Here is a 14,124-nt window from a genome sequence, read left to right on the forward strand (position 1 = left end):
ATAGCTAACTTAAACCAACATTGAGATTGGGTTCTCAATTAAGGCTTTCAAGTCTTTCATAAACTTAGCACCAGCCATACCATCTACAACACGGTGGTCAATAGTTAAACCAAGGCTCATGATAGGACGAATAACAATTTCACCATTGACAACTACAGGTTTTTCAACTGTTGAGCTAACTCCGAGGATAGCTGAGTTTGGTTGGTTAATAATCGGACCAAAGGACTGAACGCCAAACATTCCCAAGTTACTAATTGTGAAGGTTGAATTTTGCAGTTCGCTTGGAGCCAATTTACCATCCAAGGTACGACCAATTACATCCTTAAAGGCAACAACCAACTCTGACAAGCTCATTTTTTCAGCATTATAGACAACAGGCGTCATCAATCCGTTATCCATCCCAACCGCCATCGCAAGGTTGACATAGTTATGAGTGATAATGGTCTTGCCGTCTTCTGTCAATGAAGCGTTGATGTATGGGTGTTTCATCAATGTTTTCACAACAGCGAGTGAAAGAAGGTCTGTTACAGTAGTCTTCTTACTAGTCGCTTCCATAATTGGCTCAAGAACCTTCTTACGAAGAGCCAACATTTCTGACATATCGACATCATAGTTGAGTGTGAAAGTTGGCGCAGTTAGGTAAGATTCAACCATACGTTGTGCGATAACCTTACGCATTGGTGTCATTGGAATACGCTCAATCTCACCATAAGGAGTGATAGTGTCTGGAACTTCTTCCACTTTTTCGATTTGAGCAGGAGACTTGATGGTGTCGTTTTCGATATTTTCAGGAAGTAAGGCCAAAACGTCCTTCTTCATGATTTTACCACGATGACCTGTTCCTTGGATTTCCTGCCAAGCAATGTTATGTTCGAGGGCAATTCGTTTTGCAAGTGGCGAAATGCGAACCACATTTGTGTCTTTATAAGTTTCCACGTCTTCTTTGTGGACACGACCGTTTGCACCTGAGCCAGAAACGTCGTAGAGGTTGATCCCTAGATCATCCGCTAACTTTCTAGCCGCAGGAGTCGCTCTTAGCTTGTCATCAGCCATGACCTCTCCAATTCTATACTAAGATATTAAGGACGAAGAGGGCAATGAAAAAATAGGAGATTGACGATGTGTTCGATGAACACAAGGAAATCTATATTTTTTTCACAGACCTCCGTCCGAATTCAATTACATGATGCAAAGGGCGTTTAAAAGCGACCGAAAAATAGGAAATCGACGCTGGCTTCGATGAAGCCAAGGAGATTTATCTTTTTTCCGAGCTTTTAGCCCGTGTTCAACTCTACAAGTAACTTGGACACGAAACGCGTCTCAAGTTACTACGGTTGCCGCTATTAGGCGGTCAACCTAGTAGACTTACTAAGTTTTTTGTCGAATATGATTGATTCGTCAAAAAACTGTCGCAACTTTATATACAACTTGGATACAAAACATAACTCAAGTTACTAAAGTTAAAAAAATTAAAATTTTACATAATTTAATTTATGTGATATCATTCTTTGTTATAAGTCTTACGGATTGCATCTTTGATGCTTTCAACTGTTGGAATCATTGCATTTTCAAGGTTTTGCGCGTAAGGCATTGGCACATCTTCTCCTGCACAACGGCGGATTGGTGCATCTAGATAGTCAAATGCTTCTGATTCTGAAATAATAGCTGAAATCTCTCCGATATAGCCACTTGTTTTGTGGGCGTCGTTGACCAGAACGACCTTACCAGTCTTCTTCACTGAGTTAATGATGATATCCTTATCAAGTGGAACGAGGGTACGTGGGTCCACAATTTCAACTGAAATTCCCTCTTCTGCTAATTCTTCAGCAGCTTGAACCACACGGCGAAGCATTTTACCATAAGTAACGACTGTTACATCTGTACCTTCACGTTTGATTTCACCAACTCCAAGTGGGATTGTGTAGTCTGGATCAACTGGCACTTCCCCTTTTTGGTTAAATTCTGACTTGTATTCAAGGATGATAACTGGGTTGTTATCACGGATAGAAGACTTGAGCAGTCCTTTCATGTCCGCAGGCGTACCTGGAGCTACAACCTTGAGACCAGGGATGTGTGTAAACCAAGACTCTAGAGATTGCGAGTGCTGGGCCGCAGAACCAACTCCGTTACCAGCTGCACAACGGACAGTCATTGGAACCTGACCTTTACCACCAAACATATAACGTGTTTTAGCAGCTTGGTTGACGATATTATCCATGGCAATAACCGAGAAGTCCATGAAGGTCATATCGACAATTGGACGAAGTCCTGTCATGGCTGCTCCTGCTGCTGCTCCCGAGATGGCAGCTTCAGAAATCGGACAGTCACGGACACGTTCTGGACCAAATTCTTCGAGCATTCCAACAGAAGTTCCGAAGTCTCCTCCGAAGACACCGACGTCTTCTCCCATCAAGAATACATTTTCATCGCGACGCATTTCCTCAGACATAGCAAGGATAATGGTGTCACGGAACGACATTGTTTTTGTTTCCATTTTTATCTCTTTCTCCTTAGTCTGCGTAAATATCTTCAAATGCTGATTCTAGTGGTGGGAATGGGCTTTCTTCTGCAAATTTAACAGAAGCTTCTACTGCTTCCTTGACTTGTGCTTGAATTTCTTCCAATTCTTCTGCACTTGCAATATTGTTTTCAATGAGGTATTTGCGAAGGTTTTCGATTGGGTCTTTTTGTTTCCACAATTCCACTTCTTCACGGGTACGATATTTACCAGGGTCAGATGATGAGTGACCAAGCCAGCGATAGGTTACACTTTCGATCAAGACTGGGCCATTGCCACCACGAACATGATCTACTGCTTTCTTAAATCCTTCATAGACATCGATGACATTGTTTCCATCTTCGATAAACATTCCAGGAATTCCGTAAGCAGCACTACGTTGATGGATGTGCTCTACATTGGTCATTTTCTTGATATCCGCAGAAATTCCATAACCGTTGTTAATGCAGTAGAAAATAACAGGAAGTTTCCAAATAGAAGCCATGTTCACTGCTTCGTGGAAAACACCTTCGTTGGTCGCGCCATCTCCAAAGAAGCAGACAACGATTTTACCAGTATGTTGCATTTGCTGACTGAGGGCTGCACCGACAGCGATTCCCATACCACCACCTACGATACCATTTGCACCGAGGTTCCCAGCATCTAGGTCGGCGATGTGCATAGAACCACCTTTTCCTTTACAGGTTCCAGTGTATTTTCCAAGGATTTCAGCCATCATTCCGTTAAGGTCAATCCCCTTAGCAATAGCTTGCCCGTGTCCACGGTGATTTGAGGTAATCAGATCATCTGGATTAAGAGCCAGCATTGCTCCGACGTTAGCAGCTTCCTCTCCGACAGAAAAGTGAGTCATACCGGGAACTTTCCCCTTTTTCACTAACTGAGCAATTTTTAAGTCCATGCGACGGATTTCTTCCATCTTACGGAACATCTCTAGCAAAAGATTCTTATCTAAAGTTGACATAATCTTGCCTTTCTAACTTTGTTCTTACCTTACTATTTTACCTTTTTTAGTATACACTGTCAAAGTATATGGCTAATAAAATTTCACAATATAAAAAAATAAATCCCTGTTAAAACAGGGATTCTCTCTAGTTAGAGCATTTTTTCACAAAGTTGTTTTTTCAGGATAATTTCTTAAAATTAGCTCAATCTTTTCATTACGGTTTTCAAACGCCATTGATACAAACAACCAGAAACAATCAAGCTGGCAATTAACCCAATCCAGTAAGCAAATGCCCCTAAGTCAATTACCTGATCTAGTAGGTATCCTAGAGGTATCGCTACTCCCCAATACCCGATTAGACCAAGATAGAAAGGAACGATAGTGTCCTTATACCCTCTTAAAATTCCTTGGAGCGGAGCCGCAAAGGTATCAGCTAGCTGGAAAAAGAGACTGTAGGTTAGAAATACAGCAGTTGTTTCAATGAACTGAGGGTCATTTCCATATAAACTTGCTACACGATCTCTAAAAATGTAGAGAAAAGACAGGGTAAGACCTGCAAAAATAAGGGCGGTTACTCTCCCTATACGAGCATAGATTTTTGCATCCTCAAAACGTTTAGCCCCCACCTCGTAAGACACAACAATCGCCATAGCAGAGGAAATACTCATGGGGAAAGCGTACATGAGGCTCGAAAAGTTCATAGCTGACTGGTGGCTAGCGATGATGAGTGATGAAAACTTAGCCATGATTAGTCCCACCACGGAGAAAATAGCCACTTCCGCAAATACGGTTCCTCCGATTGGTAGACCTAACCGAACACCTTCCTTGATTTTATCTATATTGAATGGAATCCGTTTTTCAAGATGTAACGTTTTTAATCTTTCCTGTTTGAACAAAACAAGCAGGGAAATACCCAATAAAACCCAATAGGCTAGTGAAGTTCCTAGCCCTGCTCCTGCGCCACCAAGCTCAGGGAAACCGAAAGCTCCATATATCAAAAGATAGTTAAAACCACTATTGAGCGGAAGTAATAGGAGCATGAGGTACATAGATAGCTTGGTCAATCCAAGAGAATCCAACAAAGAGCGAATGACACTGAACAGCAACAAGGGAATAATTCCAATAGACAGGTACCAAAGATAGGAAACTGCAACTGCCGCCACTTGAACTTCTAGTCCGATGTTGTTTAAGACAGGGGGGGCTAAAAATACTACCATTCCAAGCAAGACCAAAGACAGTCCGAAAGCTAAATAGATGAATTGGTAAAAGTCAGATGCCACTTCCTCCTTTTTGCCCCGTCCCAGATGATGGCCTATAATGGGAACCATGGCCGAAACAATCCCTGTTAAAAAAGTAAAGAAAGGGTTCCATAGACTCGTTGCAGTTGATACTCCTGCCAAGTCCATGGTATTGTACTGCCCAGTCATGGTTGTATCAACAAAAGAGGCAGAATAATTGGCAAATTGATAGATCAGAATAGGGAAAAATATCTTAAGAAATAAGACAAACTTGTCTTTAAATTGATGGGTTGGATACATATACGCTCTCTATTCTTATAGTTTCTAGAGCAGAATCCCATCTAGTTTTGGTAGACAATTTGTCCCTTGCAGATGGTATATTTAACCTGCCCTTTTAAAGTTTCACCGATAAATGGGGAATTAGCTGCTTTTGACGCAAAATGGGAGTCCACAAGGCGGTCAGCCTTAGCGTCAAAGATAGTGATATCCGCTGGACCATTCTCAGCCAAGTAACCTGCTTCAAAGTTGTAAAGCTTGGCTGGATTGACAGTCATTTTTTCTAGCAATTCCATCAAGCTCAACTCACCAGCTTCCACCAAATAAGTCAAACCAAGAGAAAGAGAGGTTTCCAAACCTGTCATACCAGATGGTGCTTTGGTGATATCTTCAACATTTTTCTCATCTGCATGGTGAGGCGCGTGGTCCGTTGCGATAACTGTGATAACACCTGACTTGAGACCTTCGATAACGGCACGACGGTCTGACTCCAAACGAAGTGGAGGATTCATTTTGGCATTGCTTCCTTGAGTTAAAAGAAGAGCTTCTGTCTTAGAGAAATGCTGTGGCGCTACTTCTGCTGTGACCTGCGCACCTAGTCCTTGAGCAAACTCCACCACCTTGACACTTTCTTCCTTAGACAAATGCTGAATGTGAACATGGGCCTTGGTTGCATAGGCAATCATAACATCGCGCGCAATCATAGCGTACTCAGCCACTCCTGTCGCTCCACAGATATGGAAATGTTCTTTAGCGATGTTTTCGTTAAAGCCAAGAATTCCATTCAAACCTGGATCTTCCTCATGAAGGCAGATAAAGGTATTGAGTTTTTTGGCTTCTACCATTGCTTCCTTAACCACTTTACTACTTTCAAGCGGAATTCCATCATCTGAAAAACCAACGGCTCCAGCTTCTAAAAGAGCCTTAAAGTCTGTCAAGTCTTGGCCATTAAAGTTCTTGGTAATAGTCGCAACTGTCTTGACGTTAATCTTTTCCTTGGCAGCAGACTGGAGAACTTCTTTCAAAGTCTCTACGTCCGAAATGGTTGGACTAGTATTAGCCATCATGACAACGGTTGTAAAGCCACCTGCAGCGGCTGCTAGGGCCCCAGTATGAATGTCTTCTTTATGAGTTTGACCAGGTTCACGGAAATGAACATGGATATCGACTAGTCCAGGCGCAACAACAAGGCCCGTAGCATCAATTAGCTCTGCTCCTTCTTCCTTGATTTCGGCAGCTATTTTGACAATTTTCCCATCTTGCACTAAAACATCACACACTTGATCCAAACCAGACTTGGGATCCATTACACGACCATTTTTGATTAGTAGCATCTGCTTTCTCCTTTATTCATAGAAATCAACTTGGGTATCCAACAATTTATCCCCATCATAAACAAACTTTGCTGAAAAGAAAGGTTTATCTTCTAAAAGCCACTCAACAAAGGTGTGATCACCCTCCCAAGTTGGCTTGCTTAAGACTTCATCATAGGGAACCCATTCTAAGGTCCCCTCATTGCAGTCAATCAAGTCACCCTCGAACTCTGTCACCTTAAAAACATAGGTGTACCAGTCTAAATCTGGCGTAAATTCAGGAAAAGTGATAACACCTTTAAGTACTGGCTTGGCTTTGAGCCCTGTTTCTTCGAGGATTTCACGCGCTGCACATTCCTGTGGAGTCTCACCTCGCTCTAGCTTTCCACCCACACCAATCCATTTGCCTTCATGGACATCGTTGGGCTTCTTATTGCGATGGAGCATGAGCAGTTCTTTTCCGTTATCAATGTAGCAAATCGTCGCTAACTGAGGCATATTCTCTCCTTATCTAAACCAATCGATTGGCACTTGTCCTGTCTCTTTTAAGAATGCATTGGCCTTGGAAAAAGGCTTGGAACCCCAAAATCCTCTATAAACCGATAAAGGACTAGGATGGGCTGATTCGATAACCAAGTGGTGAGGATTGGTAACCAAGGCCTTCTTCTTGCGTGCATAAGCACCCCAGAGTACAAAGACTACAGGTCTGTCTAGATTATTGACAACCCGAATCACAGCATCTGTAAATGGCTCCCATATCTGCCCAGCATGACCATTGGCCTGCCCAGCAGGAACCGTCAAGCAAGCATTGAGAAGCAAGACTCCCTGCTCAGCCCAAGACGTCAAATCATGAGATTTCTTAACGCCGATATCATCTGACAATTCTTTTAAAATGTTTTGCAAGGACGGCGGAGCTGGGATTGAGTCAGGTACAGAAAAACTCAAACCCTGCGCTTGACCTGGCCCGTGATAGGGGTCTTGCCCTAGAATCACCACCTTCACTTCTTCAAGCGGTGTAGTCAAGAGAGCCTGAAAAACTTTTTCCTTAGGTGGATAAACAGTTCCCTGAGCATAGACCTGTTCCATAAATTGATTGATTTTCCCAAAATAACCTTCAGGTAATTGCTCCTTAATCAAAGCATGCCATGATGAGTGTTGCATCGCCAACTCCTTCATTTTTACTGCCTCTATTATAGCAAAAAGTGGCTATCTAAACCACTTTTTACAGTTTATCTAAACAATCCAGCAAGTCTTGGTAAGAATGGACTTCATAAGTTGGCTGGACTTGTGTGTGATTTTCAAGGCGATGAGGGTTGTACCAGATAGTATCAATTCCAGCATTATTGCCACCTTGAATGTCGGCGGTTAGAGAATCTCCAATCATCAGGGCCTTTTCTTTATAAAATCCAGTAATCTGTTGACCAATTTTTTCATAGAATAGTGCATCAGGTTTTTGCGTTTGCAACTGCTCAGAGATAAAGACTTGGTTGAAATAGGGAGCCAGACCTGATTGAGCCAGACGACCCGTCTGGATGGCAGTAATCCCATTTGTCGCAGCATACAAATCATAATCACGTTCGATGAGGCTGTCCAAGAGTTCATGAGCACCCGAAAGAGTTTGTCCCTGTTGGGCTAAGTAAAATTGGTAACGCTGAGCAAGTAACCTACCGTCTTTTTCCTGTCCAAAATGCGCAAATAGACGAGAAAAGCGCGTGTTAACCAGCTCTTGTTTACTGATTTTCTTTTGCTCCAACTCCTTCCAGAGAGCCTTGTTCATAGGAACATAATAGTCTTTATAGGCTTGAATGTCCGCAACTCCTTCTTCCTTTAGAAGTTGCGTCAAAGCCACATCCTCAGCAGCATCAAAATCAAGCAAGGTGTGGTCAAGGTCGAAGAGTAGAAATTTGTAGGGCAATTTGAAGTTTTCCTTTCTAAGGAGATAAAATAGTCTCATGAACCTTCAAAACAGGAAAAGAGACAAAGTCCAAGTAATTATTTTATTTTCTTCTTTCACACAGATAATTTATTTAACAAGTCTCATTAAATTTATTTTTTATCTAGCTGATTTTCCTTTGCAACGACAAATTCCTTAACCAATCGATAGATAACAGCAAATATCGGTGTAAAGAATATCATCCCAAGTAAGCCAAAGAGATTGCCTCCGATACTAGCTGCTGCAAGTGTGAAAAGAGCTGGCAAACCAATAGACTGACCTACAACTCTAGGATAAATAAGGTTTCCTTCAATCAGCTGTATAACTTGATATAGAAGAATGGAAAGTAAGGCTTGAGTAGGACTCACTGTGAAGATAAAAATCGCTCCCACAACACAAGCAATCATAGGCCCTACATAAGGAATGAACGATAGCACTCCTGCAAAGATACCTGTCATTACCCCATAAGGTAGGCCAAATAGGCTATAGCCAACCGCTACCATAACTCCTATTATAACCGCTTCAATCAGCTGACTCATCAAAAATTGGTCATAAGTCTCTAGTGCTACTTGTCCAACGTAAGTCAACTTTATCACCACCTTCTCTGGAAGTAAAACTTTTAGAAGTCGACTCGTCATCTCAGCCAAATGTTCCTTACTAGATAAAAATGAAAATGTGAAGACTATAATCAGGAAAGCATTCATCAAACTTGAAAAAATATTGCCGATATTACTAGTCAGACCTGATAAAAAACCTATCAAAGCTTGGCTAATAGAACTAGATTCTCCCTGTATGCCTGATACGATAGTTGACAACATGTCTTTGGTTACAAATTCCGAGCTGTCTAGCAATTTCCCAAGTTTAGTGAGGACAGTTGAAAGGACTGTTCCCAGCTGACTAATAGTCTGAGATAGGGTTGGCAGTATCAAAACCAAAAGACCAATCACGATCAAGATAAGAGCTAGGAAAACAAGAACCATGGCAATAGGACGACACAACTCTGCCTTTACCTTCATTTTAACTAGGAACTGTTCAATTTTTTTCATAGGAACATTAAGCACAAAAGCAATAACAGCACCATAAATCAAGGTTGATGTTACATCAAAGAGAGAGATTGCTCCTGATATAAAGCTCGATGCATTCAGAATTACAAGAGCAACCAGCCCTATAAAAAGGATTAACGGGGTATATTTTTTAACTAAGTTCATAAATTCTCCTTAATAAACATGTTTAGATACGACTATACTATTTGGTTTTTCAAACTCTCGATCAAGGTAGGCTTGGTAAGTTCCTGGAGCGATAAATCCTTTGGGTGAGAGGATATCGGTGCCAGCCTGACCGACTATGGTATCAGCCAAGAGCACACAGTTTGTAGATAAGACAAAGTAGGATTTAAACTTAGATTTGATAAATTTATAAAGTTCCCCATCTGTCTCATGTCTGATTTTATAAGCGTAGGTGTAGTCTTCCTTACCATCACCTGTCATGATTTTATCTGCACTTGGCTCCCATGGAATCGTCAGTTGTTTCAATTCAGCCAACTTTTTCTGAACTGCTTTTTCCATTTCAGGCGTCAAATCTATCCCATAACCAAAAAGCGTTTTTTGACTCTCACGTTTACATAGGTCAATGTACTTGTCACGATCACAGAAATATAAGACACCATCTCCTACCATGCCAAATAAGATCTCAGAAGACGGATCATAGTTGCCATAAGAAATAACACGGCCTTGATAGCATATATCCACATGACCAATTGCCGAAAACAGAGAGGTCTCAGCTGTATGAACAAAAATTTCAAGCTCCGCTGTCTTACCAGACTTCACCATTCCAAGATGGATATCCTCTCTCTCATCAGCATTTTCCTGCATGAATTTATTGATTTTTGCTAAAGTACTTGCAGGGATGAGAGCGGCTAGGACAATAGGTAAGCTCATTCTTACACGACGTTTGAGATGGTTTTTCCCAATTTCCTCCTCAAACAAGAAACCGTCACGGATATTGGACACACCATAAAGGAAAAAATAAGCCCCTAATACAAAGAGTTGAAAGACAGAATTTCCTGTAGAGGACAAAAGACTAGTCCCACCAAGAAAAACTAGTACGAGTCCATCTAGTAAGAGACGAAAACGAGGTCGAATTTTGTTTTTGCGGTAGAGAACATAGGTGACAAGGTTGATAGTAGCATGAAAAATCTGATAAACTCCAATCACAAGAGCCAAAATATAAATCGGCACATCCGTCGCAAGATTCGAGCCTAGCAAATATCCCAGCACTAACAATTTAACCAGTGCAACTCCCAAGGTGTCCGTTGACTGACTTTTTTTGAAAATACGTAATACTAAATCTAAGACCGTTGCTATCCAAGCTAAAAACAGAACCAGTCGAATAACCGTTACTGGCAACCAAGTCCCCGTAACCATCAAGATAAGACCTAGCAGAACAAATAAGAAACCCTGAGCAAGTAATTTCCTACCTGTCAGACCTAAAGATAGAATTTTTTCCATAAAAGACCTTTCAAAAATAATAATTAAGCCATTTGAGAAAACTAACGATTATGTCAATCGTGGTAAAAACCAATCAATGCCATCAACTCATCATGACTAGCAAATCTGGTGAAGATCCTGACTTTCATCACAAAAATCAAATCAGTATTTTTAATGGTTGACTAGAGGTGAGTAATAACATAGAAAAGTAATTTTTCATTCATTTTTGCACATTCTCTATAACTATTTGATTTATTCCATTAAGTAATTTCGAAGAGTAGAAATTTATTGAACATTGAGCTTCCTTTCTGAGTTTCATTAAGAATATTATAGCATAAATGAATCTTTGATTTATTGAGTTTCAAATACTTTTTACACTCACATTTTGACCGTGCTCAAGTGAAAAGCTAAAACTAGTCAGCAAAACTTCTATTAAATCTTTTCCGGAACTCGTTATGAAATAATGCGATAAATTTGTTATATGCTCTGCGATATTATTTCCCCAAGGAGGAGTGAGTGACAAATCTTCAAAATCCCATATAACATCCTGAGGGAGAAATTTTTTCAACTCCTCTTGGATAGATAACAACTCCTCTATTCCTCTTTCAACAGATTCAAAAGGAACATCTCCCCAGTAAAGCTTATTCATTATTACTGGGTATCTACTTCCCCACTCATTATTTTCTAAGCGAACATAAATAGTCGAAAAGAATGAATTAAAAAGACTCCCTTCTCCTATAGTCCACCAATTATAACCAACCATTAACCCTACAGACATAGATATTCTCCTACTCATTTTTAATATTATTTAACGTCAACTAAAGTTTTATATTGATAGTATCTAAAACATACATTCATTCTCCCTTACCCCAACTCCTTGGCTATTCTACTCTTTTCAAGTTTTCCCTTAGTAATTCGTTTCCATAAAACAAGCGGGTTCAAACTATAAGATAGGCGTACAATGTAGTAATTAAGCCATTCGATAAGGGCAAAAAACTCTATCAACGTGGCTAAGACAGCCACTTGGACACTTTGCGTGTTCCAGACAATAAAAGTAAAGCCTGAAATAAGTAAAACAAGGTCTAGTATTCTGAAACCACTATATAGTTTGGGGACACTAGCGCTTCCGAACTGAGGTTTCGAGAGTCTTCTAATCAAAATCGCCCAATAGATTGAACCTTGAAGCAAAATAAATGTCAGTAAAGACAGAGGATAGAGAATGGTTACTAGACTATTCACATCACCAAGCCTATTTTTCAAAAGAAAAAAACAAAACCAAATAGATAGGACGGCTGTGAACTCTCCCAAACAGAGGGACACCAACTCTTTTTTAACTTTCTCTTTTTGTATGCTCATCATTTCCCCCATCTATCTATCATCCTATATCAGAAAAAAGCTATTCGAATCATTTTCTAGTTAACATTTCTCAGAATCAAGCTATTCTAAGCATCGAACAGTTCAATCCCTTTAATATCAATGTAATTCTAAGTTTAGAATTACATTAAAATAAATGTTTTAGACCTATTCTAAGTCTATGATAACCCTAAATTTTAATTTTAGAAGGATTCTAAAGCTAGAATAGCTCTAAAATTACGAGCACCAAGCTATTCGAAACTTAGAAAAACCTTTTCTAAACTTCATGAGCACTTCAATTAACGTTTCTTACAATTTTTCTGATGAGCTTTGAGTTTTTTCAGAGCCCAGTCATAGTGACTGGAGGTACTACTGACAAAGTAGGAACCTAGACTTGTCCCTCCCGTCCACTTATAGAAACCTTTGGTAAAGAGTTGGTCATTGCTGAAGCCTTCCATCAACTCTAAAACCTCTTCATGCGATTGCTCTAGTAGTTTAGTCGCTTCTTCTAAAGATGTTTTCTGGTGCTTCTTCCAAATAGCGACATTCATTTCTCCATAAGTTTTCCAATTATAAGGCTCAGGAAGAAAAGATCGTTCATGTCCCTTTTGATTAGAATAAACCCAGCTCAAAAGTAACTGATGCCATTCATAGAGATGGATCAGAACGTCCCGTAAATTTTTATCTCTTTTCCAGTGAGCTTCTTTTTTCTTTTGGTCTTTTGAAAAATCAAAAGGAGTCTGTAGCTCTTCTTCACTTAACTGAGAAATTAGGAGATTAAGTTTTTCATAGTTTTCCTTAGAGGCTAACACTAGCTCCTCTTTTGTTTTTGGTCTAGGCATAGGTTTTCTCCCTTCGTTTTCTAGTAGGTTAAGGTATTTTCTTACTTCATTATACCATAATCAAAAAGCAGTTCTTCGTTTTACGAAAAACCGCTTTTACGAACTATTTTTTTATGCTTATAGTCACTACTTTACATATAAATCTTTAAAGAGACCATCTACTTCTGCTATCTGATAGAGCAAGTTGGATAGTTCTTGGTAATCTTCTTTTAAACATGAAAGGTGGGCTTGGCCAAATAGAGTAGCCAATTCTTCTTTGAATCTTGCCCCTTTCGGATCATGATCTTTTAAGAACTTACTGAGATAGAGATTTCGAACAGCAGCAAGTTTGAAACTGAAATACTGATGCAATTGTTTTTGCTCGGTATTTAAGCCGTTTTCAGCAACTGCTTTTGCATAGCATTTCAAAACACCGTTTTGACCATTCAGATATCGGGACTTTATAATCTTTGCTGTTTCCTGATAGATTTCAGTCTGACTAGGACTCTTGATCTTCTTAAAATTTCCCCACATGGAGTAGACTCCGCGCTTATAGTCAATACCCTCTGCCTTCCAGGCTTCTAAGATGTCATTAAAAGCAACCTTCATGCAGGCAAAACCAGCTGGATCATGCAAATAGAGGTGCTGATGATCAATGCCATACACGGTTACGAAGTGATCCACACCATAAAGAATTGTGTGATTGGGATTGTAGATCAGATGGCCCATATCAAGAGGTCCCAGTACAACAGGACCATTGGACAGAAAGGTTTCTAACTTTCCTTTAACCTCTTCTAAATCTACTTTCACTCCATCTTTTAGATAGAAGTCCTCATAGTCAAACCCAAGTATTTTTAAAGAATGAGAGATTGAAAGATCTGGCATTCCATTGTCAAAGAATATTAGAGGGTGTCGTTCATCTTCCTTTACAATACTAGCGCCATTGCCCATCACCATAATTGCCTCTAAAAACTCTGCTTTAAAGTCATAACCATAGGCATCCAGTGCCATAGCCAATGAATAGCTATAGCAAAGCGACACATCTCCAAAATACATCTGCATATTCCTCTGCCTCCTTATCTTCTATGGGACTATTATACCGAGAAAACTATTCTCATACCCCATAAAATCCAAACAAAAATTATGGTATGTTTGTTTACAGACATGAATGTCAACAATTAAAAACTCTGTAGAGATTCTTTCTACAGAGTTCGGTTCGCATCTTTATAAAAAATCAGAAAAT

Annotated in this window: 14 protein-coding genes; all 14 read right to left on the reverse strand. The window is 40.0% G+C overall.

The annotated features are described in order from the left end of the window. Window positions 1–9: 9 nt before the first annotated feature. Window positions 10–1,053 carry a dihydrolipoamide acetyltransferase gene (locus EL140_RS04940; RefSeq protein WP_000752719.1) on the reverse strand — a complete coding sequence of 348 codons (1,044 nt, stop codon included), beginning with the start codon at window positions 1,051–1,053 and terminating at the stop codon, window positions 10–12. Window positions 1,054–1,501: 448 nt separating this feature from the next. Then, on the reverse strand, window positions 1,502–2,494 hold the full coding sequence (locus EL140_RS04945; protein ID WP_000448714.1) for an alpha-ketoacid dehydrogenase subunit beta: 993 nt from the start codon (window positions 2,492–2,494) through the stop codon (window positions 1,502–1,504). 16 nt (window positions 2,495–2,510) lie between these two features. Next, complete coding sequence (locus EL140_RS04950; RefSeq protein ID WP_000105349.1) at window positions 2,511–3,479, reverse strand: thiamine pyrophosphate-dependent dehydrogenase E1 component subunit alpha; 969 nt, start codon at window positions 3,477–3,479, stop codon at window positions 2,511–2,513. A gap of 179 nt (window positions 3,480–3,658) precedes the next feature. Further along, window positions 3,659–4,999: an MATE family efflux transporter gene (locus EL140_RS04955; protein WP_000283624.1), complete on the reverse strand. Its 1,341-nt coding sequence runs from the start codon at window positions 4,997–4,999 to the stop codon at window positions 3,659–3,661. A gap of 41 nt (window positions 5,000–5,040) precedes the next feature. Continuing rightward, the gene (locus EL140_RS04960) at window positions 5,041–6,309 is read right to left on the reverse strand and encodes a dihydroorotase (RefSeq protein WP_000924511.1); all 1,269 of its coding nucleotides are present in this window, start codon (window positions 6,307–6,309) and stop codon (window positions 5,041–5,043) included. Between the two features lie 12 nt (window positions 6,310–6,321). Further along, window positions 6,322–6,786 carry an NUDIX hydrolase gene (locus EL140_RS04965; protein WP_001135768.1) on the reverse strand — a complete coding sequence of 155 codons (465 nt, stop codon included), beginning with the start codon at window positions 6,784–6,786 and terminating at the stop codon, window positions 6,322–6,324. A 9-nt stretch (window positions 6,787–6,795) separates the two neighbouring features. Beyond that, window positions 6,796–7,449: a uracil-DNA glycosylase gene (locus EL140_RS04970; RefSeq protein ID WP_001164853.1), complete on the reverse strand. Its 654-nt coding sequence runs from the start codon at window positions 7,447–7,449 to the stop codon at window positions 6,796–6,798. A gap of 61 nt (window positions 7,450–7,510) precedes the next feature. Continuing rightward, a complete protein-coding gene (pynA, locus tag EL140_RS04975; protein WP_001146400.1) occupies window positions 7,511–8,203 on the reverse strand; it encodes a pyrimidine 5'-nucleotidase PynA in 693 nt (230 codons plus the stop codon). Between the two features lie 131 nt (window positions 8,204–8,334). Continuing rightward, window positions 8,335–9,429 carry an AI-2E family transporter gene (locus EL140_RS04980; RefSeq protein WP_001055022.1) on the reverse strand — a complete coding sequence of 365 codons (1,095 nt, stop codon included), beginning with the start codon at window positions 9,427–9,429 and terminating at the stop codon, window positions 8,335–8,337. A 9-nt stretch (window positions 9,430–9,438) separates the two neighbouring features. Further along, entirely contained in the window at window positions 9,439–10,728 is a 1,290-nt protein-coding gene (locus EL140_RS04985; protein ID WP_000411457.1) for a hypothetical protein, read from the reverse strand. 340 nt (window positions 10,729–11,068) lie between these two features. After that, complete coding sequence (locus EL140_RS04990) at window positions 11,069–11,485, reverse strand: Imm70 family immunity protein (RefSeq protein WP_000110627.1); 417 nt, start codon at window positions 11,483–11,485, stop codon at window positions 11,069–11,071. An 86-nt stretch (window positions 11,486–11,571) separates the two neighbouring features. Further along, on the reverse strand, window positions 11,572–12,075 hold the full coding sequence (locus EL140_RS04995; protein WP_002874596.1) for a hypothetical protein: 504 nt from the start codon (window positions 12,073–12,075) through the stop codon (window positions 11,572–11,574). 284 nt (window positions 12,076–12,359) lie between these two features. After that, window positions 12,360–12,902, reverse strand: a complete 543-nt coding sequence (locus EL140_RS05000) for a ClbS/DfsB family four-helix bundle protein (protein WP_001137898.1) — start codon at window positions 12,900–12,902, stop codon at window positions 12,360–12,362. A 126-nt stretch (window positions 12,903–13,028) separates the two neighbouring features. Then, window positions 13,029–13,943 carry a hypothetical protein gene (locus EL140_RS05005; RefSeq protein ID WP_001178522.1) on the reverse strand — a complete coding sequence of 305 codons (915 nt, stop codon included), beginning with the start codon at window positions 13,941–13,943 and terminating at the stop codon, window positions 13,029–13,031. Window positions 13,944–14,124: the final 181 nt, after the last annotated feature.

The sequence above is a fragment of the Streptococcus oralis ATCC 35037 genome (genome assembly GCF_900637025.1).
Taxonomy (GTDB): domain Bacteria; phylum Bacillota; class Bacilli; order Lactobacillales; family Streptococcaceae; genus Streptococcus; species Streptococcus oralis.